General features: G+C 46.2%; 19 protein-coding genes. 15 read left to right on the top strand and 4 right to left on the bottom strand.

The features are described 5' to 3' along the window. Nucleotides 1-45: 45 nt before the first annotated feature. Entirely contained in the window at nt 46-669 is a 624-nt protein-coding gene (kynB, locus tag N5C46_RS12160; RefSeq protein WP_261748883.1) for an arylformamidase, read from the bottom strand. A gap of 21 nt (nt 670-690) precedes the next feature. After that, nucleotides 691-1,968, bottom strand: a complete 1,278-nt coding sequence (gene kynU / locus N5C46_RS12155; RefSeq protein ID WP_261748882.1) for a kynureninase — start codon at nt 1,966-1,968, stop codon at nt 691-693. Between the two features lie 203 nt (nt 1,969-2,171). On the opposite strand from kynU, the gene N5C46_RS12150 reads away from it, so the two are divergent. The 3 genes from N5C46_RS12150 (at nt 2,172) to N5C46_RS12140 (ending at nt 6,400) form a co-directional block, all read left to right on the top strand. Beyond that, complete coding sequence (locus N5C46_RS12150; RefSeq protein WP_420720457.1) at nt 2,172-3,569, top strand: sigma-54 interaction domain-containing protein; 1,398 nt, start codon at nt 2,172-2,174, stop codon at nt 3,567-3,569. 73 nt (nt 3,570-3,642) lie between these two features. After that, nucleotides 3,643-5,028, top strand: a complete 1,386-nt coding sequence (locus N5C46_RS12145; RefSeq protein ID WP_261748880.1) for a YjiH family protein — start codon at nt 3,643-3,645, stop codon at nt 5,026-5,028. 49 nt (nt 5,029-5,077) lie between these two features. Beyond that, nucleotides 5,078-6,400, top strand: a complete 1,323-nt coding sequence (locus N5C46_RS12140) for an aspartate aminotransferase family protein (RefSeq protein WP_261748879.1) — start codon at nt 5,078-5,080, stop codon at nt 6,398-6,400. A 42-nt stretch (nt 6,401-6,442) separates the two neighbouring features. On the opposite strand, the gene N5C46_RS12135 is transcribed toward N5C46_RS12140, so the two are convergent. Beyond that, a complete protein-coding gene (locus N5C46_RS12135; protein ID WP_261748878.1) occupies nt 6,443-7,294 on the bottom strand; it encodes a MurR/RpiR family transcriptional regulator in 852 nt (283 codons plus the stop codon). A gap of 305 nt (nt 7,295-7,599) precedes the next feature. On the opposite strand from N5C46_RS12135, the gene N5C46_RS12130 reads away from it, so the two are divergent. The 9 genes from N5C46_RS12130 to N5C46_RS12090 all read left to right on the top strand — a co-directional run bounded on the left by N5C46_RS12130 (nt 7,600) and on the right by N5C46_RS12090 (nt 16,347). Further along, nucleotides 7,600-8,943 carry a GntP family permease gene (locus tag N5C46_RS12130; RefSeq protein WP_261748877.1) on the top strand — a complete coding sequence of 448 codons (1,344 nt, stop codon included), beginning with the start codon at nt 7,600-7,602 and terminating at the stop codon, nt 8,941-8,943. 78 nt (nt 8,944-9,021) lie between these two features. Further along, nucleotides 9,022-10,545 (top strand): gluconokinase, encoded by a 1,524-nt coding sequence (gene gntK, locus N5C46_RS12125; RefSeq protein WP_261748876.1) that lies wholly within the window; start codon nt 9,022-9,024, stop codon nt 10,543-10,545. 141 nt (nt 10,546-10,686) lie between these two features. Next, a complete protein-coding gene (locus tag N5C46_RS12120) occupies nt 10,687-11,406 on the top strand; it encodes a YebC/PmpR family DNA-binding transcriptional regulator (RefSeq protein WP_261748875.1) in 720 nt (239 codons plus the stop codon). Between the two features lie 182 nt (nt 11,407-11,588). Then, nucleotides 11,589-12,854, top strand: a complete 1,266-nt coding sequence (locus N5C46_RS12115) for an ATP-grasp domain-containing protein (protein WP_261748874.1) — start codon at nt 11,589-11,591, stop codon at nt 12,852-12,854. A 57-nt stretch (nt 12,855-12,911) separates the two neighbouring features. Then, nucleotides 12,912-14,876 carry a hypothetical protein gene (locus tag N5C46_RS12110; RefSeq protein ID WP_261748873.1) on the top strand — a complete coding sequence of 655 codons (1,965 nt, stop codon included), beginning with the start codon at nt 12,912-12,914 and terminating at the stop codon, nt 14,874-14,876. 100 nt (nt 14,877-14,976) lie between these two features. Continuing rightward, entirely contained in the window at nt 14,977-15,171 is a 195-nt protein-coding gene (locus N5C46_RS12105; RefSeq protein ID WP_261748872.1) for a hypothetical protein, read from the top strand. 12 nt (nt 15,172-15,183) lie between these two features. Further along, on the top strand, nt 15,184-15,330 hold the full coding sequence (locus N5C46_RS12100; RefSeq protein ID WP_156030069.1) for a hypothetical protein: 147 nt from the start codon (nt 15,184-15,186) through the stop codon (nt 15,328-15,330). A 1-nt stretch (nt 15,331) separates the two neighbouring features. Then, complete coding sequence (locus N5C46_RS12095; protein ID WP_261748871.1) at nt 15,332-15,532, top strand: hypothetical protein; 201 nt, start codon at nt 15,332-15,334, stop codon at nt 15,530-15,532. 161 nt (nt 15,533-15,693) lie between these two features. After that, nucleotides 15,694-16,347, top strand: coding sequence for an NAD-dependent epimerase/dehydratase family protein (locus N5C46_RS12090; RefSeq protein ID WP_261748870.1), 654 nt, complete (start codon nt 15,694-15,696; stop codon nt 16,345-16,347). 47 nt (nt 16,348-16,394) lie between these two features. Here N5C46_RS12090 and N5C46_RS12085 read toward each other — a convergent pair whose 3' ends face one another. Next, nucleotides 16,395-17,255, bottom strand: a complete 861-nt coding sequence (locus tag N5C46_RS12085) for a TetR/AcrR family transcriptional regulator (RefSeq protein WP_261748869.1) — start codon at nt 17,253-17,255, stop codon at nt 16,395-16,397. Nucleotides 17,256-17,418: 163 nt separating this feature from the next. On the opposite strand from N5C46_RS12085, the gene N5C46_RS12080 reads away from it, so the two are divergent. The 3 genes from N5C46_RS12080 to N5C46_RS12070 all read left to right on the top strand — a co-directional run bounded on the left by N5C46_RS12080 (nt 17,419) and on the right by N5C46_RS12070 (nt 23,363). Continuing rightward, complete coding sequence (locus N5C46_RS12080; protein WP_261748868.1) at nt 17,419-20,565, top strand: efflux RND transporter permease subunit; 3,147 nt, start codon at nt 17,419-17,421, stop codon at nt 20,563-20,565. Nucleotides 20,566-20,921: 356 nt separating this feature from the next. Continuing rightward, on the top strand, nt 20,922-21,947 hold the full coding sequence (locus N5C46_RS12075) for a LacI family DNA-binding transcriptional regulator (RefSeq protein WP_261748867.1): 1,026 nt from the start codon (nt 20,922-20,924) through the stop codon (nt 21,945-21,947). A 105-nt stretch (nt 21,948-22,052) separates the two neighbouring features. Continuing rightward, nucleotides 22,053-23,363, top strand: a complete 1,311-nt coding sequence (locus tag N5C46_RS12070; protein WP_261748866.1) for an ABC transporter substrate-binding protein — start codon at nt 22,053-22,055, stop codon at nt 23,361-23,363. Nucleotides 23,364-23,373: the final 10 nt, after the last annotated feature.

Here is a 23,373-nt window from a genome sequence, read left to right as displayed (position 1 = left end):
GAGTGGTGATATATTCGAAGCGAAGGACAAAAAAGGTTTGCGATTTTACGTCCGGTCAATCAAAACGGCACGAACCGGGGATCCGTCCCCTTCTTTAAGAGGAAGGGGAAGGGCTACCAGCTCGTATATCCCAGGGGTTACATGGGTAAGGTCGATCCCTTCGAGAATCCCGATGTCATGTTCCCGCAGTGAGTGATGGGCGTCCAATTCCTTGCTGTCCAAAGGATCAACAGAGGGAAGGTCCACCCCGATCAAATCAATGCCCTTTTCCTTTAAAAAAGGGGCAAGTTCTTTCGTGACAGGGGGAATGTGCCCGGGGAATCGGGTTGAATCACTCCAGGCGTTGGTTTTGAACAGAACTTTTTTGACATCAGTCAAGTCGATCTCTATTAATCGTTCAGGACTGATTTCAGGCTCGCCTTCCAACGAAACCACGATGGCCGGTCCCATAAAACGTTCCGGGGCCATATCGAGGACCCGATTCCCGTCACTGTCGAAGTGGAAGGGGGCATCCACATGGGTCCCGGTATGGGAGCTCATGATCAGCTGGCCGACATTGACGGATCCTGATTCTTCCTTCGTCCAGTTCAAGGAAAAGGAAAAAGGCGTGTCTCCCGGCCAAACAGGGGTTTCATTATGCAGGGGTCTTGAAATATCGATCATTTTCATGAGTGCCTCATCCTTTCTGTATTAAGCGACGACGTTCCGTGTATTTTCAAACTGCTTGTATTCTTCTTTTTCCATGATGCTTTTTAAGATGTAAATCGTTTCCCATACATCTTCGTACGACGAATAAAGAGCCACAGGTGCCAGTCGGATCACATTGGGTGCCCGGAAATCAGGTGTCACCCTGTTTGCTTTCAAGGCTTTACAGATCCTCGCCGCTTCCTCATGCTGCAGGCTGATATGTCCGCCCCGGCGTTCATCTTCAAGGGGGTTACAGATGGTAAAGCCATAGCCGTTAAGCTCCTGCTGGAATACATCCATCATGAACTTTGTAAGAGAAAGGGATTTCCGTCTCAGATTCTCGATCCCGGCTTCTTCAAATAACTGGAGGGAGCCGAGGAGGGGGGCACTGCTCAAAATATGAGGAGTCCCGATTTGGAAAGCGCCGGCAGAATCAGCATGAGTGAGCGTATGATCCATATCGAACTGGGCATCCTTCCGTGAACTGAACCAGCCGGAAAGACCGGGCTTTTTCCCTCTGTGGCGGTTGTGAACGAATAATCCCCCGACACCACCCGGGCCGCTGTTTAAGTATTTGTAATTGCACCACACCGCAAAGTCCACGCCGTCTTCGTGGAGCTGATGAGGAAGGGCGCCGATCGAATGGGCGAGGTCGAATCCGATGACAATGCCCCGTTTGTGGGCTTCATCCGTCAAGCGTTTGATATCCAGCAGCTGCCCGCTTCGGTACAGGACGGACGGTAGGAGGATAAGGGCGATCTCATCGGTCATTTGATGAATGATGTCTTCCTCATGCAGGGTAAACCCATCCCTGCTTTTTACCTGAACCAGATGCTCTTCAGGGGAATACCCCTTTAATTCAAGCTGACTTTGAACCGCGTAAATATCCGACGGGAAAGTCAGTTCATCTGCCAGGATCCTCGTTCGTTTTCCTTGAGGTTGATAGAAGGTGGCCAGTAACTGATGAAGATTCGTCGTGATGGAACCCGTCACAATGACTTCTTCCTTTTCTGCACCCACTAAAGGAGCCGTCATGTCTCCAAGCTTCTCAGAATAATAGAACCACGGCTCCTGCCCGTCCATCCAGCCATCGATTCCATGTTCCTTCCAATCATTCAATGAGGTCAAAAGTGACTCCTCGGCTCGCTTCGATAATAGGCCAAGGGAGTTCCCATCCATATAATAGTGATTTTCCTTTATGTAGAATTCCTTTCGGAAATGGGCAAGCGCATCCTGTTTATCCATTTCTTTGGCGTGTTCCAACGTTAAAGCATGTGTCATCCTTATCCCACCTTTCACAGTCTTACCAAAATGATAATCGAAATGATTTGAATAGTAAAATAATTGTTTTGTAAGAGAACGGGTTTTTATACATTTATAAATAAATTATTCAAAAATGTATAAAAAGTCAAAATAGTCTGGTATAAATGGATTAATATAATAAAATTCAGTGAAATTATTCATATTTGAATAATCCGGAGAAGATGAAAGGGGTGACCACGGTGAGTGAGACGAAAAAAAGTTGGAATGAAAATGAAGCAATCCTGCACTCATTGCAGGACGATATTTTAGTAACGAATACAGATGGAATCATTTTGAAAGTCAGTGAGGCGACAGGTGGTATTTATAATGTGAAGTCAGAGGATATGGTAGGGAAATCCGTCTATGATCTTGAGAGAGAGGGAATCTTCACGCCGATTTTGACTCCATTGGTTTTAAAGGAAAGAAAGAAAATCACCCTGGTTCAGACAAGTAAGGATGGAAAGAAGCTCCTGGTTACAGGGATCCCGGTTTTCCATGAAAATGGGGAGCTTGTGCGGATCGTCAGCTATTCACATGACGTAACGGAATTATTGAATATGAAGAAATACTTAGAGGACATGGAAGATCAAATGGAAAGGGTGAAAAGTGAACTCGAAATCCTCAGGAGCCGCCATTATTATTCGGAAGGGATCATTGCCACAAGTGATGAGATGAAGAGGGTTCTCCAAATTGCCCTGCAGGTGGCGGAAGTGGATGTGAATGTCCTGTTGCTGGGGGAATCCGGTGTCGGCAAGTCCCATATTGCGAAATTCATCCATAATAAAAGCCAAAGAAAAGGGGGGCCTTTCATTGAGGTCAATTGCGGTGCCATACCGGAATCCTTATTTGAAGCGGAGTTCTTCGGTTATGAACCCGGCTCGTTCACCGGGGCCGATCGCAAGGGGAAGGTAGGATTGGCTGAACTTGCAGAGGGAGGTACTCTGTTTCTTGATGAAATCGGGGAGCTGTCTCAACCCAATCAGGTGAAAATCTTGAAATTCATCCAAGAGAAACAATTTTACAGGGTAGGCGGTACGAAGCAAAGGAAGGTGGACTTCCGGGTCCTTGCAGCGACGAACAGGGATTTGGAGATGGCCGTGGAGAACAGGGAATTCAGGCAGGATCTATTCTTCCGCCTGAATGTCGTTCCCATAACCATCCCGCCTTTAAGGGAACGGACATCGGATATTATTACGATGATCGATTACTTTGTGGGCTATTTTTGTGAAAAATACCAGCGCCGGAGGACATTGGATGGTGGGGTGATCCATCAGCTTCTTATTCAGGATTGGAAAGGGAATGTCAGGGAGCTGATGAATCTGATCGAGAGGCTGATTGTCACATCTTCGAGGCAGCTCATTGAAATGGAAAACCTGCCCGGGCGATACATAAAGCATAGTGGGGATCTGTCAGAGTTTGACCGTGAAGGACAATCATTAAAGGACGTCCTGGAAGCGGTTGAAGAGCAGGTGCTGAAGAAAGCGAGGCAGCAGTATAAAACGACGACTATAATGGCTCGAAATCTTGGAATCAGTCAGCCTTCGGTTGTCAGAAAAATGAAAAAATACAGCATTAGATGAAAGGTTGGCATGATACTTGCAAGTTCTTTGGTGAGTAGAAGGAAAATAAATCATTTCAAAGGGGTGTTTGACAATGGAGGTTGGAAAACAGAATGTCAGTCAGTTACAAACCCGGTCCGGGAGATCAGCTAAGGAAGCAATGAAGTTTATCATTCCTTCCTTAATAGGAGTATTGCTGTTTTTGGTTCCTGTGACGTACGAAGGGAACATGACTATCGGGGTCGGGATCTTTGCTTCTTATTTTCAGGGGATGTTAGAAGGAGTATTGCCATTATTCATGACAATCATATTTGGGATTTCCGCTCTCATGGCCATTTATACAAAGCTTCTTCAACCTAAGTGGATCGTCACCCAGCCATTTTTAAAAGGGCTGTTCGATGTAGGTACGTTCTGGATCGCCATCCGAGTCATCGGTTCAGTCTTTGCCATCATGACCGTCAACGGGATCGGCCCGGAATGGATCATATCCGACTATACAGGCGGAACGGTTCTGTATTCGTTGGTCCCTGTTTTAACCACATGGTTTTTGTTTGCAGGATTATTGATGCCTCTTCTATTAGATTTTGGACTGATGGATTTCTTCGGGACCCTGCTGCAGAAGATCATGAAGCCTTTATTCCAGCTGCCGGGACGGTCTTCCATCGATGCCCTCGCTTCCTGGATGGGGAGTGGGACCGTCGGTGTCCTCATTACAACGAAACAATTTGAAGAAGGCTACTACACAAAACGGGAAGCTGCCGTCATTGCAACCAACTTCTCTGTTGCTTCCATCGCTTTCAGCCTTGTGATCGTCAGTTTCATAGGTTTGGAATCCATGTTTGTGCAATTATACGGTACCGTCGTCATTGCCGGGATCGCAGCCGCGGTGATCTGCCCGCGCATCCCGCCACTTTCCAGAAAAAAAGACACATACTATGAGCCCGTTGGAATGCAAATCTCTGAATCAGTACCTGAAGATGTTTCCCGTCTTCAATGGGGCTTCGAAAAAGCTGTTGAAAAAGCTTCTGAAGTGAAAAGTGTCGGTGAAGTGACCAAAAAAGGACTGCAAAACGTATTTGATATCTGGTTCGGACTCATTCCACTCGTCATGGCCCTTGGAACGCTTGCTTTAGTCGTGGCAGAATATACACCGGTGTTTGATGTGCTGGCTTACCCGGTCGTTCCACTCCTTGAGCTATTGCAAATCCCGCAGGCTGCGGATGCTGCCCCTGCCATGATCGTAGGGTTTGCCGATATGTTCCTGCCTGCAGTGGTGGGTAGCGGGATCGAAAGTGAGTTAACGAGATTCGTGATTGCGGCCATGTCTTTGACTCAATTAATCTACATGTCTGAAATCGGGATCCTGCTGATCAAATCCAAGATCCCCATCAGCTTCCTGGATTTATTCATCATCTTCATCCAACGAACCATCATCACGTTACCAATCGTCGCATTACTGGCGCACTTTTTCTTTATGTAAAACCTCGACAATCTAGCATTATACTATAAGAATATCTGGGGGTACTGAAATGGAACGAACGTTTGAACAGCTTATCGAGAGGATGCCGGATCGTCTGGCACCGAGCATGGCAAAGGATCATCCGAATTTACCGGTAGTGAAAGAAGAAGGGTGCTACTACTATGGGCTTGACGGGAGGAAGTATCTTGACTTCACCTCTGGCATCGCCGTGACAAATGTGGGCCATCGTCATCCGAAAATCGTCCAGGCGATCAAGGATGCAGCGGACGGCCTGATGCACGGTCCTTCCGGTGTCATCATGTATGAATCGATCCTTCGCCTGGCTGATGAACTGGCAGAGATCCTTCCGGGTGACCTTGATAGCTTTTTCTTTGCCAACAGCGGGACGGAAGCCATCGAAGGGGCGATCAAGCTTGCTAAATATGTAACGAAGCGTCCTTATGTCATATCCTTTACGGGGTGTTTTCATGGCCGCTCATTGGGTGCACTCAGTGTCACGACCTCAAAGAGTAAGTATCGGAAGTTCATGCAGCCTTCGGGTTTGACGTATCAAATTCCGTATGCGAATGAACGGGAGTGTCCGGAGGGAGAGGATTCAGCCTGGTATGTTGTCAGCAAGCTTGAAAAGGATTTTGAAACGCTTTTTGGCCACCAGGTCACCCCGGAAGAAGTGGCGTGTGTCATTTTAGAACCGGTGTTGGGGGAAGGGGGATATATCGTCCCTCCGAAAGCATGGCTCAAGAAGGTAAGGGAGATTTGTGACCGGCATGATATTTTACTGATTTTCGATGAAGTCCAAACGGGCTTCGGACGTACGGGTAATTGGTTTGCGGCACAAACCTTCGATGTGACGCCGGATATCATGGCGATCGCGAAAGGAATTGCGTCGGGTCTTCCCCTTAGCGCGACGGTGGCGTCCAATAAGCTGATGAAACAGTGGCCCCTTGGAAGCCATGGCACGACGTTCGGGGGGAACCCGATCGCCTGCTCTGTCGGTCTTGCCACCCTTGAGGTCATGAAGGAGGAAAAACTCCTTGATAATACGAAGACGATGGGTGCATACGCCGTTTCAAGGCTCGAGAAGTTGAAAGAAAAACACCCTGTGATCGGAAGCATCCGGGCTGTGGGATTGATGATCGGGATAGAAATCGTCCATCCAAAAACGGGTAAACCGAATCAGGAAGGCTTGATGGACATTCTTGACCGGGCGCTTGAAAAAGGGGTCTTATTTTATCTGTGCGGAAATCACTCCGAAGTGATCCGCATGATTCCACCCCTTACGGTGACAAAAGAGCAGATCGACGCCGGTCTTCACATGTTGGATGAAGCGGTGACGGAGTATGAGGCGTCACTGATGAGTCATCTGGATTAAAATAAAAAAAGGTTGATCAGTTCTGAACTGATCAACCTTTTTTTATAGCCTTTTAACCGAAATGGCCTTTCTCATCTTCCGGAGGGCATCCTGTCCTTCTGTTTCCCTTCTCATCATTAAGTTCACATAGAGAGCATCAATCAATGTTAACTGAGCAATCCGGGAAGACAGAGCTTCTGAACGGTAGTCGGTTTCCTCTGAAACGGTGAAGAGGGGTGTGTCGACCCTCTGGCTTAATGGGGACTTGGCGAAATTGGTGATGCAGATGGTCTTTGCCCCGGTTTCTTTGACGATGTCGAGCACTTGGAGAATATCCTTCGTCGATCCTGAATGGGAGATGAACACGGCACAATCGTCACTTGTCATCTGGGAAGCGGTCATCAACTGAATATGACTGTCACTAGCCGCATGCACGCGTAAGCCGGTCCGGATGAATTTATGGTAGGCGTCAAGGGCGATGACACCGGACCCGCCGCTTCCGAAGAACTCGATGGAACGGGCACTATTCATAATATCCACAGCTTTCAACAGCTTCTTCTCATCTACCACCATCAACGTGTCTTCGATCGTTTTAATGTTGGACCTGAACACTTTTGTGGCGATCGTCTGTGCCGTGTCTCCTTCATCTATGCGTTCGTGAATGTCCTTAAGTCCAGTCACGATTTCAGAGGCAAGGGCGATTTTCATCGCCTGATAGCCTTTAAAGCCGATTCGTTTACAAAAGCGAAAGACAGTAGAGTCGGCCACTCCCAAGTCTTCCGCCAGACCGTTGATCGTTGAATGGATGATCTCGTTCGGATTTTCGAGTATATAGTCGGCAATTTTTTTCTCCGTCACACTGAACTGAGGATAGTGAGAACGGATGCTTGCTAAACAATGTTGATGTTGACTCATTGACACCACTCCTGTAAGGGTTTTCATAGTTTCATTATACAAGATTCCAAGAAAAATAAAAATAATTTCTGTAAACGGTTGCAAAAAGAAAAATATTTTTTATAATAGAGATAGACAGAAAATAATTTTCCTGCTTATTTTGTTCCCTCGAATTGGCAACTTTCATACTGAAATGGGAGAGTCATAGTTACATAGAGTGTTTTGCAAACGCTTTACTTGTCCGTCGGGAACAAATAAGCAGGATCAAGTGGTATAAAAAATTTGGCAGCAGGGCTGCCGTGAGGAAAGAAAGGTAGGGATACACAATGTCAGATCAAATGCTCATTTTAGTGGCACTGGCCGGAATTTTTCTTTTATTATTTTTAGTTATTAAAACAAAGCTTCACGCTTTTGTTGCCCTATTATTAGTCAGTTTAATCGTAGGGATCGCTGCCGGCATGCCGCTGCAGGAAGTAGTGGCATCGATACAGAGCGGTATGGGCGGGACCCTCGGGTTTGTCGCCGTCGTCGTTGGTTTAGGTGCGATGTTCGGACGCATGCTTGAAGTATCAGGGGGAGCGGAACGACTGGCTCAGACCTTGATTAACAAATTTGGGGAAGATAAGGCACAATGGTCCCTTGGGATCACAGGTTTCCTCGTTGCCATTCCCGTATTCTTTGATGTAGGATTCATCATCCTTGTCCCGATTGTATACGGATTGGCCAGAAAAACAGGCAAGTCACTCCTGTACTATGGAATTCCATTGCTTGCAGGTCTTGCCGTCACACACAGTTTCATCCCACCGACTCCGGGACCGATCGCGGTTGCTGATTTGATCGGGGCGGACCTTGGATGGGTCATCCTGTTTGGTGCGATTGCCGGTGTTCCATCCATGATCATCGCTGGTCCACTTTTTGCAAAATGGATTTCAAAACGAATTCATGCAGTGGTTCCTGACTATATGCAGGCGGAAGAAATGGAATACGATAAAGAGCTTCCAAGTTTCGCTCTGATTGCTTCTCTTATCTCGATTCCATTAGTATTGATTCTATTGAATACGCTTTCGGGTGTTGTGTTAGATGAAGGAAACATGATTCGTTCCATCCTGACTTTCTTGGGACATCCATTCGTCGCTTTGACGATTGCCACACTGCTTACGTTCGTTCTATTAGGAACGAAGCGCGGATATTCCCGTCAGGAAGTTCAGGACATTGCAACGAAAGCACTTGAGCCTGCGGGGATCATCATTCTTGTAACAGGTGCCGGTGGAGTATTCAAGCAAGTATTGATCGACTCCGGTGTTGGAGAAGTATTAGGGAATATGATGGCTGGTTCAAGCCTGCCGCCGATCGCCCTTGCCTTCTTGATCGCCATGGTCGTTCGTGTCGCTCAAGGTTCAGCGACTGTTTCAATGGTAACAGCGGCAGGATTGATGAGCCCGCTGATCGAAACCCTTGGTATGCAAGGTCCCGTTCTTGGTTTGATGGTTATTGCCATCGCTTCAGGGGCGACAGTCTTCTCCCATGTGAATGACAGTGGTTTCTGGTTAGTGAACCGTTACTTTGGATTAGATGTAAAAGATACGTTAAAATCCTGGACAGTGATGGAGACACTCATCGGGTTTGTAGGATTTGCCGTTGTGTTCATTTTAGGGATATTCATTAGCTAAAATAGGATAGAATAATAGTAGAAGAGGGAAGAGCCATGTCGCTTCTTCCTTTTCTCTATTTATTTAGGAGGAACGAAGATGTCAGAATTCATGATCGGTGTCGATATCGGGACCACCAGTACAAAAGCCGTACTATTTAATAAAGAAGGAAAAGCGATCGAGCGTCACGGGATCGAATATCCATTACATACACCCACGCCCGGGACGGCTGAACAGGATCCTGAAGAAATTTTTCAGGCAGTCCTGAAGTGTGTCAAGGAAGTGGCTTCAAGTACAAATGAAACGATTTCATTTGTGTCGTTCAGTTCTGCCATGCACAGTTTGATCCTTGTGGATGAAAATGACCAGCCATTGACCCCTTCGATTACATGGGCTGATAACCGAAGTGCTGCGTGGGCCGAGAAAATTAAGAAAGAAATGAACGGGATGGAGATTTACAGAAGGACCGGTACGCCGATCCATCCGATGTCACCCCTTGTGAAGCTTGCCTGGCTGAAGGATGAAAAGCCGGAATTGTTCGGAAAAGCGGCCAAGTTCATCTCGATTAAAGAATTTGTTTTCCATCGTTTGTTTGGGAAGTATGTAGTGGATTATTCCATTGCTTCTGCTACAGGGATGTTCCATCTGGAAAACCTGGCTTGGGATGAGGAAGCCATGAAAGTGGCCGGAGTCTCGAAGGATCAGCTTTCGGTTCCGGTATCCACAACTGAAAGTCTCGTCGGCTTAAAGTCCGAATACACAGAAATGCTGGGATTGCCTGCCGACACCCCATTTGTTGTTGGAGCAAGTGACGGGGTTCTATCAAATTTAGGAGTGAATGCCATCGAACCTGGTGTGGTGGCTGTGACGATTGGAACGAGTGGGGCGATCAGAGCCGTGACCGACCGTCCTGTGACAGATCCGAAAGGCCGGATCTTCTGCTATGCTTTAACAGAAAAGCATTGGGTGATCGGAGGTCCCGTGAACAATGGCGGAATGATCTTCAGATGGGTCCGGGACGAGCTTGCTTCCGGTGAGGTGGAAGTGGCAAAACGATTAGGGAAGGATCCCTATGAAGTGCTCACGGACATTGCGGCCAAAGTGGAGCCGGGATCTGAAGGACTGCTATTCCACCCTTATATGGCGGGAGAACGTGCTCCCCTTTGGAACGCGAAAGCCCGCGGCTCCTTCTTCGGACTCGGGATGCATCACAAAAAAGAGCATATGATCCGTGCCGTCCTTGAAGGGATCGTCATGAACTTGTACAGTGTTCTTCTTGCCCTCGAGGAATTGATCGGTACGCCGAAACGGGTGCAGGCAACCGGTGGATTTGCCCGTTCTGAATTATGGCGCCAAATGCTTGCCGACGTTTTCGACCAGGAAGTCGAAGTACCGGAAAGCTTTGAAAGCTCATGCCTTGGCGCCGTCGTACTTGGCATGTACGGGAGCGGAATGATCGACTCTTTGGAAGCAGTAAGTGAAATGGTCGGCTCCGTCCATTCCCATCAGCCCGATCCGAAAGCAACCGAAGCGTATACTAAACTCATGCCAATCTTCATTCGTGTACCACGCTTGCTGGAAGAAGAATACGAAGCCATCAGTGCTTACCAGGAAAGAAGCTGACTCATCTGAGTCGGCTTTTTTTCGGGAGGGGATGGAAGGGAATCACTTAGCCAAAAGGTGCCCTTTTCATGTATAATAGAAACGAATATACCTTTTATGATCAGAAACTATCCATAGATATATGAAAGAGAGTGAAACGATATGGGACGTAAGTGGAATAATATTAAAGAAAAGAAAGCGTCTAAGGATGCCAATACGAGTCGTATATATGCCAAATTCGGCCGCGAGATTTATGTGGCAGCGAAACAGGGAGAGCCGGATCCTGAACTTAACCAAACGCTGAAATTCGTTCTTGAACGTGCGAAAACGTATAGCGTTCCGAAACACATCGTCGATCGTGCCATTGAAAAGGCAAAGGGTGGATCTGAAGAGAACTACGACGAATTACGCTATGAAGGCTTCGGACCGAATGGTTCCATGGTCATCGTGGATGCACTGACAAACAACGTAAACCGTACAGCTTCCGAGGTGCGTGCTGCATTCGGTAAGAATGGCGGTAACATGGGCGTGAGTGGATCTGTCGCCTACATGTTCGATGCGACAGCCGTCATTGGGATCGAAGGGAAGTCCGAAGAAGACGTCATGGAAATCCTGATGGAAGCGGACGTGGACGCACGTGATATCATCGAAGAAGAGGATTCCGTGATCGTCTATGCCGAGCCGGATCAATTCCATGCGGTACAAGAAGCATTCAAGGGTGCAGGAATCACTGAGTTTACAGTAGCGGAACTTACGATGCTTGCACAGAATGATGTAGAACTTTCTGAAGACGATCAAGCTCAATTCGAAAAAATGATTGATGCGATTGAAGATCTGGAAGATGTTCAGCAGGTATATCATAACGTTGATCTAGGTGAATGATAGAGTAGAAACAACCCCTGATGCCGGATGCATCAGGGGTTGTTTTATGTCGTAGTTTATGTCAGTTTAACACTTTATTTGTCGAAAAGACTGAAAATTCAGCATAATACTTCATTATCATAAGGCCCTTTGTTATGCTAGGGGAGAATCTGAATAAATTCGTGAAAGAGGGAGAGGAAACTATGGGACTAGATCAACTTGAAAGACAGCAAGCAGAACAGAGCGCGAAGGATAAAACCAAACCATATCTAACGGCACTCATCGGCTGGAGCCTGCCGGCGATCGAGGCGTGTACCAAACTGAACAGACCATTCGTCGTCGTTGGACCGCCTGATTTCGAAGCCTATGCGGAAAAGCATGATATCGCTTTTATCGGCTGGGACTTCGACCGCTTGAATGAAGGTTCAGATCATCTCTACAAACAACTGAAAGCCCTTGGTGCTGAAGTCGCCATTCCGTTATATGAAGAATGCGTGGAGTGGGCAGGGGCGTTGAACTCCCGTTTCCGCAGTGAACCCCGTGTCTTTAACCGGTCTCTCCTCTTAAGGGATAAAGGGATGATGAAGCGTAAAGCTCAAATTGCGGGAATCAAGGTGGGTGTATTTGAAGAGGCACGGGATAAGGAAGACGTGAGACGTTTCTTGAAACGGGTGAATGAAGCCTTATTGAAGGTCGAAGGAGATAAGAATGATCCGATTCACGTCAAACCGCTGGATAAAGCAGGATCGGTCGGCCACCGGGCCATCGAGAACCCGGAAGATATCGATGCTCTCACGGAGTCGGAATTCCCTCTATTAATGGAAAGTCATTTAGACGGGCAGGAATTCTCGTGTGAAGCATTCATTCATAAAGGAAAGATCCAGTTTTTAAATATAACGGAATACGTGCGATTGGGTTATTCCAATTTCGTACCTGCTTCTCCAACCCTTGAAGAAAAGCGACCGATTATACGTGAGGCCATACAACAGCTCATTGATGCGTTTGAAATAGAATATGGAGTCATCCATCCTGAATATTTCATCACGTCCGACGGTACACTTCATTTCGGTGAGGTTGCGGCAAGGGTGCCGGGTGGACATATCTTTGATCTGATTGAGCGGGCGTATGGGTTTAATGCGTACCAGGCACAGATTCTTTGTGGAGATCCGAACACAACGGAAGAGGAGCTGAGAGAATTCTTTCCTTCGACAGGTGAGAAAGCCGAGGCACATGCAGGATGTTTAATGGTTCACCCGCATGTCAATTATGTAGAAAAGCTTGAGGTGCCTGACGAGCTTGAGAATCATCCATATTTCGAAAAACATGATATGTTCAGCCCGGCCCAGGGAAAAGTGGCCCAGAGGATCGGGTTCGGAAACCATTACGGGACCATCTTCTTCTATGGGGAAGACAGCGAAGTGATGAGGAACCTTTTAAAAGAGTACGAACAATTTAATTTCTATATTTAGACTGGTCTTTTGCCTGAACAACCTGTCCGATATTCTGATCGATAAAGGAGTTTTGAAATGGCTTTTGAATTAACTTCCAAGCTGGAAGAGCGATTTTTGCAGGCGCTGAATGAATTGGAGAGTGCAGCTTCATTTGCGAAATCAATGTATCAAACGGACGTCTATCAGGAAGCTCAACGATTACTGGACACTGACGAAGGGCTCGGGATTTTATACCAAAGTGCAAGCCGCTTTGAAAAAGCCGGGGTTTTCCAGGACGGTCCATGGGAAAAAGCATCCAAGCTTCAACCGCCTCTTGTGGCGGGATCCCTGCAGGCAAAGGGTCTGCCTTCGATTATTGAAATCCTGAGCGAGCTAAGGATGCTTTCCATTGCCGAAGCTCAATATGAACATCCCGATGTGACGGCAGAGATGGCGCAGGATTTCCTGAATGAAGTAATGGTACTGAACCTGAATCTGCTTTTCCCTGAAGCGACGGAAGCGGCTCGGATAGAAGGTGGAGAGCAGAGTGAAAGGGCTACAGAATTGTTTCACTTCCTTTCAGATAAATTGTCTTATCAAGCCCTTACGACTACGCTGATCAAAGAGATTGAACGGTTGACGGCACAGCGTCCGATCATGGTGAAGCGAACCGTTTCCATGATCGAGACCGCAAAGAAAATGCTTCATTCCGATCTTAGTGCAGCGGAACGTCTGGTGTTGGAGAAATACGTTTCGGCGATTGAAGGCCCGACCCCGTTAAGTAAAAGTATTGTCAAACCGGGGGAATACCGCAAGAAGCTGTTGGAACTATCTCAAGGGGAGCTTGAGAAGGAGGCGGTTCATTTTGCAGGGTCCATGCGTGACACGGGATTAGTGGCTCCCCAACACGCCATCCTTCTGAGATATTTATGCAGAAAGTTTCCGGAGCTTGTACCCACAGCTCTTCAGTTAAATGATAAAGGTAAAGCAAACCTGGATGAAAATGCCGAGCTTGTATTTCAACTTGTGAAAGTGGCGATCTACCCGGCCACGAAGCAGTCCGTATACGGACTTGCCCTCATGCTTGAACGAGGGGTTCTATCTTATCCCCCTGTCTCCCCGGGACTCAAAAGACTGATCGAACTCGATATCAGGGCCGAAGTGAGAAAGACGCTTCTGAATTCATGCAAAACGGGAGACGGCATTACAGCAAACTCCGTACTCCTTGCAGGTGTCATCAATGTACTCGGGCAGCCCATCGGTATCGGACAAGGCCTGAACCCAACCTGTCAAACAGCGCGGGGAATCAGCCTCTGGGCCCAGCATGCTCCCGGGTATCTCCTTGAACTGATCCCAAGGGCTGCAAGGGATGGCGACATCGATATCATGTTTGAAGGTACACCGGTTCATTCCAAGGACTTGAGCGGAGGACTGGCGCCTGAGCTTCATCAGGAGCTTGATCCCGTTTCACTCGTTCTCGTCCCCCATCTTGATCGTATTTATAGTGAAATGATGAGAAGGGTTTCTCTCAGAGGGGAAGATGGCCATCGTTGGGTGAATCCGGAGTTTTATGGAGATTGGGTGCAGAAGGGTTTCAGCACGGTCATCGATCCGTTGACCGGACTTATTTCTGACTATCCGGGTTTTGTCAGGCTGTTTTATGCGACTCATCATCCAGAATACAATGATGATTACGGATTGATCTATCCGAATCCGGTAGGGATTTTCATCACGAATGTCCACGGGAAGCTCCTTGGATTCCACGCCGTATCCATTCTCCGGATCACACAGGATCCGAAGGGTGAGTACCGGATTTATTTCTATAATCCGAACAATGACGGTTCGCAGAATTGGGGCCAGGGAATCGAACCTTCCGTTATGGATAACGGGGAACTGGAAGGCGAATGCTCCCTTCCGTTCCATGAGTTCGTATCCCGGCTCTATGCCTTCCACTACAATCCGTATGAGCAGGGGGATGCATTTGCGGTTGAGAATGAAATAGTCGACGAAATCAAGGTCCTTGCCAGGGAAAGCTGGGGAAAGGATTATACATGGGTTTAATAGGTTGAAATGCGCCTGAGCGACGGTCGTTGCTCAGGCGCTTTTTAAATTGGAATGATTCTCCTGTAGTGAGCCATACTAAATAGTGGAGGTGATACAAATGAGTAACGACAAGAAATCGGATGATGTGCTTATGGACACCCCGTTGAATCCTGAATTCACCATGAATGACCGGCGACGCAATCCGAGCCAGGTGTACGTTCCGGGAGAATCGTTGGATGAACACCATGCGGTGGAAGAAGGAAACGCGGTCATTGCAGAGAAAGTCATCGGTCAATCAAATGAGAATGGATAGGAGGGGTCGGCTATGAAAGAATATCCCGTAGCGGATTTGTCTGAAGATGCCTTGAATAAAGTGAAGAGTATGGAAAATGAACTTTGTCAGCAATCTGCGGATGACATCGTTTTGATTGCTTATAAAAATACGGATAGAAGCAGGGAGGGGGCAAGATAAGATGGATAAAGGAAATAAAGATATGCCAGACTTCAACGAGTTGAATGACCGTGTCATTGCCGAGGAACCAAAAGGTCCATTTTTCGCTATCAAAACAAATTTGGATACACAAGGCGTAAAAGATAATCCTTATGCGTCAGAAAAAGCAAGCCCTGAGCAAGAGGAGAAATTACAGCAGTTTTTTGAAGATGAAGAGCTATAGGGGTAACCCAAAGGCGTTAATCACCAACCGTTGATTAACGCCTTTGCAGTTGGAACCGTCCTCTGGCTATAGAGAGAAGGCTATTAGTGGTTACATAAGGATTTTATTCGAAAATGCATTATACTTAAGAAAGAACACTCATATAGAGAGGGGGAAATAATGTGTCTAAAGTAGCCTTAATCGCAGGGGCGACGGGCCTGGTCGGTTCCCACCTGGTGGATATACTCCTAAAGAGTCCTGAATACACAAAAGTGATTTCCTTTGTAAGAAGGGATAGCGGAGTGAAGCATGAGAAGCTGGATGAACGGATCATTTCATTTGATGGGATGAAGCTCTTGCCCCATGAAGAAATTGATGATGTGTTTTGCTGCCTCGGAACCACGATTAAAAAAGCCAAGACGAAACATGCTTTTAAGAAAGTGGACTATGAGTATCCCATTCAACTTGGGAAGCTCGGGAAAGCGCATGGAGCAAGACAGTACCTCGTGATCTCCTCGATTGGTGCAAGTCCGGAATCACCGTTTTTTTATAGTAAGGTCAAAGGGAATTTGGAGAAGGAATTGAAGGAGCTTCATTATCCTTCCCTTCATATATTCAGGCCATCCCTTTTACTGGGGGAGAGACAGGAGTTCCGATTGGGAGAAAAAGCGGGAGAAATCTTCTCGAGAGCGGTCCGCCCTGTCATGGTAGGCAGGTTGAAACGATACAGAAGCATTCCGGGTAAACAGGTTGCCTATGGTATGTACCGGGCGGCGATAGGTACGTTCAGTGAAGAAGTCACCATACATGAATCGGAGCAGATTCAAGCGTTTTAGGAAATAGGGGAAACGATGAAAGACCCGCGTGAGGAGCGGGTCTTTCATTATGATTGTATTTGATAGAAATGTTTTAATGCATTTATAAGATGCTTCATTGAAGAGTCTTCGGCAAGATTCATAAGCATCCCTTTAATGACGACGGGGCGGGTTTCGTCTTTTTGTATTTCTTCTCTGATGACTTCGAGGGAAATCCGGATACTCTCTTCCTCGGCAACCTCCAGCGCGTCCTGGATCATGTGAATGAGTGTTGACTCATTGATTCTAGACGAAGAGGTAAAGTCCTTCACCAGATCATCCAGTTTTTCAAAGGATAACACCGGCTTATCTCCACTTTTGAGCAAACCATCCACAAGGTCATCGGTTCGTCTCAATATAAAATGGGATAGGTATGAAAAGTCCAGATCGATTTTATCCAGCATGACCAATTCTAAATAAGAATGGAAAAAACCTTGAATCATCATGGTAATGTCCCAAAAATAGGGTTCGATCTTTTTTCCATAGATCCCGAACAATCTTCTTCTGTAATACCGGTGAGTGTTCATCTTCATCTCGCTGAGTAGATCATGGATTTCATCATTGAACGGCATGGCGTTCTCCCGGATCTGCATGATGATGAACTCTTTATGTTTACAGATTTCAATCAGCTGACATTCTAATTGCTTTTGGAATTTATCGTATGGTGATAAATCCTCGTTCTCGATCTCGTTTACTTTGTCCGTGATCATGGTGAAATAGTAATTCATAATGGCGAGCAGAAGGGCTTCCTTTGACTTGAAATATAAATAGAAGGCACCCTTCGATATATCGCATTCATTCACGATTTCTTGAACGGAGGTAGCGTTGAACCCTTTCGTGGCAAAAAGCTTAATGGATGTTTCAATGATTAATTTTTCTTTTTCCTTCATACTTTCCTCTCCTTGATAAACTCCTTATCTATATTATGACCGATTGGTCACAAAAAATAAACCTTTTCTTTTATAAGTATATTGACTTATGACTACATGGTCAGTTATATTAGATTGTGTTATGACTAGTCGGTCAGAATAAGAGTGAAGGGATGAATACAACGTGAATAGTATTATTAATTTCGTACTTAAGAATAAGTTTGCTGTTTGGCTGATGACGATCATCGTCATTGTGGCAGGCTTATATTCAGGATTTAATATGAAGCTCGAAACCCTGCCGAACATCAATACGCCGATTGTCAGTGTGACAACCGTGTATCCTGGCGCCACGCCGGAAGATGTTGCAGACAAGGTTTCAGAACCGATTGAAAAACGCTTGAAGAATTTAGATGGGGTAAATGTCGTCAGCTCTACCTCATATCAGAATGCTTCAGCCGTTCAGATAGAATACAAGTTTTCAAAGGATATGGATGAAGCCAAGACCGAAGTGGAAGAGGCTCTTTCCGATCTTCCTTTCCCGGATGGAGTCAATGAACCTGAAGTTTCAAGACTTAACTTTAACGCCTTTCCGGTCATCGCTCTCAGTGTAGCAAATGAAGGCCAATCATTGGCACAATTGACCTCAACAGTAGAAGATACGATCGTTCCGGAACTCGAAGGAGTGGACGGGGTAGCTTCTGTACAGACTTCAGGTCAACAGGTGCAAGAAGCTCGTCTTGTATTTGACGAAGAAAAGCTTCAAGAGTACGGACTTACAGAAGAAACGGTTCAAAACATGATCAAAGGCTCGGACGTGACGGCCCCATTGGGATTGTACACGTTCAAAGACAGCCAGAAATCCGTCGTGGTCGACGGGAATATCACGACGATTGAAGATTTGAAAGAAATGAAGATTCCAGTGACGCCAAGCACTGGTGAAGCCTCAGCACAAGGGCAGCAACAGACTTCTGCACAAGGGCAAACGCCACAAGCACCTCCTGCTGGAGCAGCATCTTCAGGCATGAAGATCCCAACGATTCAACTTTCAGATATTGCTGATATTGAACTGGTTGGTAAAGCAGAATCCATTTCCAGAACAAATGGAAAAGAATCCATCGGACTTCAGGTGGTGAAAACGGCAGACGCCAATACGGTGGATGTTGTCAATGCCGTCAAAGATAAGGTCAAAACGTTTGAAAAAGACATTGATGGTGTAGAAATCATTTCTACCTTTGATCAGGGGGAGCCGATTGAAGAATCAGTCAGCACGATGCTGAACAAAGCATTATTCGGTGCTGTGTTCGCGGTCATCATCATTCTCCTGTTCTTACGAGATATCAAATCGACGCTGATTTCCGTCGTTTCGATTCCGTTATCGCTATTAATCGCGATTCTACTATTAAAACAAATGGATATCACGTTGAATATCATGACCCTTGGTGCGATGACTGTGGCCATCGGGCGGGTTATCGATGACTCCATTGTCGTCGTGGAAAACATCTATAGAAGGATGTCACTGAAAGGTGAAATGCTGAAAGGGAAGGACCTGATCCGTGAAGCGACGAAAGAAATGTTCGTTCCGATTGCGTCTTCCACGATTGTCACGATTGCCGTGTTCCTTCCATTAGGATTGGTTCAAGGGATGATCGGGGAACTATTCCTGCCATTCGCCTTAACGATTGTGTTTGCCCTGCTGGCTTCCCTTCTTGTAGCGGTTACGATCGTACCGATGCTTGCCCACTCCATGTTTAAAAAAGGAGTAGGGAAAAAGCACATTGAAAAGAAAAGCCGTTTAGCCAACTGGTACAAAGGCGTACTGAATTGGACGCTGAACCATAAGATCATCACATCGATCCTTGCCATCGCCATGCTGGTCGGAAGCTTGTTCCTGGTTCCATTGATCGGTGTCAGCTTCCTTCCATCCGATGAAGAGAAGATGATCATGGCGACGTATAAACCAGAACCTGGTCAAACGGAAGATGATGTCCAGAAAATCGCACAGGATGCAGAAGGATATTTCCAGGACCGTAAAGGGGCTCAAACGATTCAGTACTCTGTCGGCGGGGAAAACCCGATGAGTCCGGGAAGCAACAATAATGCGATTTTCTACGTTCAATATAAAGACGATACAGAGAATTTCTCTGAAGAAAAAGAAAAGGTCATCAAAGACCTGCAACAAGCAACAGACAAAGGGGAATGGGCTTCACAGGATTTCTCTGCAAGTGCCGGCAGCAATGAGATTGTCGTGTACGTATACGGGGAAACCTTGAAAGACATCGAACCTGTTGTCAACGATATTCAAGACATGATGGAAGACAAGAAAGACTTCAAAAAAGTCGGATCAAGCATTTCTGAATCCTATGATGAGTACTCGTTCATCGCCGATCAGGAAAAGCTGAGCGAACTGGGCCTCACTGCAGGTCAAATCGCCATGGAGCTTGGACAGACTCGTCAGCGTCCGGTCCTTACGACCATTGAAAAAGACGGGGAAGAAGTAAATGTCTATCTTGATGTTGAAAAAGAAAAGTATGAAAACATCAACGACTTAACGGATAAAACCATCCAGTCACCACTGGGTGTGGAAGTTCCGATTAAAGACGTTGTTGAAGTACAGGAAGGTGAAACATCCGATACCGTTTCACGTCGGGACGGAAAAGTCTTTGCTCAAGTGAGTGGGGAACTGAAAACTGACGATGTGTCGAAAGCATCCCAGGATATTCAGAAAGAAATCGATGAAATGGATATCCCATCCGGTATCGACGTGAACATGGGCGGGGTAACGGAAGACATCAAAGAATCCTTTACACAATTAGGATTAGCAATGCTTGCAGCGATCGCGATTGTCTACCTGATCCTTGTCATCACATTCGGTGGCGGTCTTGCACCATTCGCCATCCTGTTCTCACTGCCATTCACGATTATCGGAGCACTGGTAGCGCTATTGATTGCAGGGGAAACGATCAGTATTTCCTCTATGATCGGGGCACTGATGCTGATCGGTATCGTGGTCACCAATGCGATCGTTTTAGTCGATCGTGTCATTCATAAAGAAAACGAAGGCCTATCCACACGTGAAGCCTTGCTGGAAGCCGGTTCCACCCGACTTCGCCCGATCCTCATGACAGCCATTGCCACAATCGGGGCCCTGTTCCCACTGGCACTCGGTCTTGAAGGAAGCGGACTGATTTCGAAAGGTCTCGGTGTCACCGTTATCGGAGGATTGACCAGCTCGACCCTATTGACGCTCGTCATCGTGCCGATCGTGTATGAAATCCTAATGAAAATCAAAGGGAAGATCGGCAGGCGTAAACGTAAAGTAGTGAAAGAATAGTTTGATAGAAAAGCAGTCCTTCAGGGGGCTGCTTTTTTGATTTGTGAGGACTTGAGGGAGAGAGGGTGAGGGTTGTATGTTCCAAAATATGTAAAAAGGCTGGATACTCTGTTAATTCGGCTGGATTCCGTCCAGTTTCGGCCGGATTTCCGCTCATTCCGGCTGGATTTTTATCCGAAGCGGCCGGATTACAACCTATTTCGGCTGGATTCCATTCATCCCCACACTCATTAACTCAGCGGCATGGCAGCATCTCCGAAACTTTTTAAAGTTTTCTAAAAATAGTATTGATTCCATCAAAAGTCTGGACTATAATAACAATTAACGAAAGCGCTTTCGATGAAGAGGAGACAGCAATGGTTACAATCTATGACTTAGCAAAACGCACTGGGTTTTCCAGTACGACAGTTTCTAAGGCTCTTAACAATTATTCGGATGTGAGTCAAAAGACGAAGCAAAAAATCCTCGATGCAGCGGCTGATATGGGTTACTTACCCAATGCCCATGCCCAGTCCTTATCAACGAAGAAATCATGGACGATTGGGGTCATGTTTGCAGAGGACAATGAGGTCGGATTGAAACATCCTTTCTTCAGCGCCCTTATTGAAAGTTTCCGCAAGTATGTGGAACGGGAAGGGTATGATTTGATTTTCGCATCAAGGAATCTGCGAAATCGGGATACAAGTTACCTGGAGCACTTCTTATATCGTGCCGTGGATGGAATCGTCGTGATCTGTTCAGATCCCCACGATCCCCAGGTTCAGGACATGATCAATAGCCACCTGCCGATTGTCGTGATCGACATGAGCAACCAGAACTGCTCTGTTGTCTATTCCGATAATATCGAGGGTGGAAGGTTGGCCGTCAAATATCTGCATTCGTTGGGCCATACCAGAATCGCCCACATTTCAGGGGATCCGTCGATCGATGCGGGAGCACAGCGGATCAAAGGCTTCACGAAGGGTATGGATGAGCAGAACCTCCCAATTCTTGATGGGTATCTTGTTAACGGCGGGATGTTCTCGATTGAAGAAGGAAAAGCTGCAATGGAAACACTCCTGGAACTTGAAACCATCCCTACGGCAGTCTTCGTTGCAGGTGATCACATGGCCATCGGTGCCATGGAAGCCATCAAAGAAAAGGGATTAAGAATTCCCGAGGATATCTCCATCATCGGCTATGATGATATCGAAATGTCTTCCTATCTCACGCCGAAGCTGACCACGGTCAGACAGGATACGGACCGGATCGGGGCACGGGCGGGTCAATTGCTGATGAAGCAGATCATCCAGAAGAAGAAGCTGTTATCCACAGAAGTCATCCCGGTGGAACTCATTATCAGGGAATCTTGTACGATGGTAAAAAAAGAAAAAAAGAAATAATCTTATATTTTTTCGGGAATTTCGAAACCGGTTTCGAAATTTTTAATTGAAGGTAACCGAAACCGCTTTCGTATCTATATCTACAAATGTAAAAGGGGGATTAAAATGAAGAAGATTTTGGCAATATTCATGACGGTTGTACTGGTTGCAGGGGTACTTTCGGCCTGTTCGGGAGATTCCAAGTCGTCTGGCTCGAAAGATAAAGACGTAGATTTAAAGGTATGGTCCTTCACGGATGAACTGAAGAAACCGATCACGAAGTTTGAAGAGAAAAATGGTGTGAAGGTAGAATTGACGATCGTTCCGATTGCCGATTATCCGACGAAATTAAAGCCTGTTCTTGAAAGTGGCGTAGGGGCACCTGATGTATTCACAGGAGAAATCGCGTTCCTTAAGCAGTGGGTGGACGCAGGCTACTGGGAAAACTTATCAGAAAAACCATACAATGTTGATGAAATCAAAGATAAATATGTACCTTATGTATTTGACCTAGGTAAAGATAAAGACGGTAATGTAAGAGCATTATCATGGCAAACGACTCCTGGTGGAATCTTCTACAGAAGAAGCATCGCGAAAGAAGTACTTGGTACAGATGATCCAACTGAAGTAGGAAACATGATGAACTCAATGGACAATGTATTTAAAGTGGCTGAAAAGATGAAGGAAAAAGGTTACAGCATGTTCCCGGATGAAGGCTCCATCCGCTGGTTCTCTCAAGGAGATAATCCACAACCTTGGGTAAATGACAAGAATGAGCTTCAACTGACAGATGAAAAGATCCAGTACATGGAATCAGCGAAGAAACTTCGTGAAAACAACTATACAGCTCTTGCTGCAGAATGGTCTCCATCATGGTTCGAAGCGATGGATAAGCCGATCAAAATGAAAGAAAACGGTAAAGAGAAAGAAACACAAGTATTCTCTTATGTTCTTCCTACTTGGGGACTTCACAGCGTCCTGAAAACGAACGTAAAGGAAACAACAGGTGACTGGGCTGTTACAAGTGGACCAAGCCCGTACTTCTGGGGTGGAACATGGTTAGGGGTTTACAACAAATCAGAAAACAAAGAACTTGCTTATGACTTTGTGAAAATGATGACTCAGGATGACGAATTCCTGACAGATTGGGCGAAAGAAACGGGCGATGTCCTTGCCTACAATCCTGTAACGAATGCGATCAAGGATGACTTCAGCAGTGAATTCCTTGGTGGACAGAACAACTATCAATTCTTCCTTGAGCAGGCGAAAGAAATCGAGCCTGGTATAGTAACGAAATACGATCAGCAGCTTGATACGTTCTACGGAAATGCCGTTCAACAATATGTGGACGGAAAGAAATCCAAAGACGATGCCATCAAAGAATTCTATAAAAAAGTACAAAACGCATATCCGGACATTAAAGTACCAAAAAACTAATAGAGTAAAC

Origin of the sequence: Rossellomorea vietnamensis, from assembly GCF_025398035.1 — a bacterium.
Lineage (GTDB): Bacteria > Bacillota > Bacilli > Bacillales > Bacillaceae_B > Rossellomorea > Rossellomorea vietnamensis_B.
This window is presented reverse-complemented; position numbering and strand designations above follow the sequence as displayed.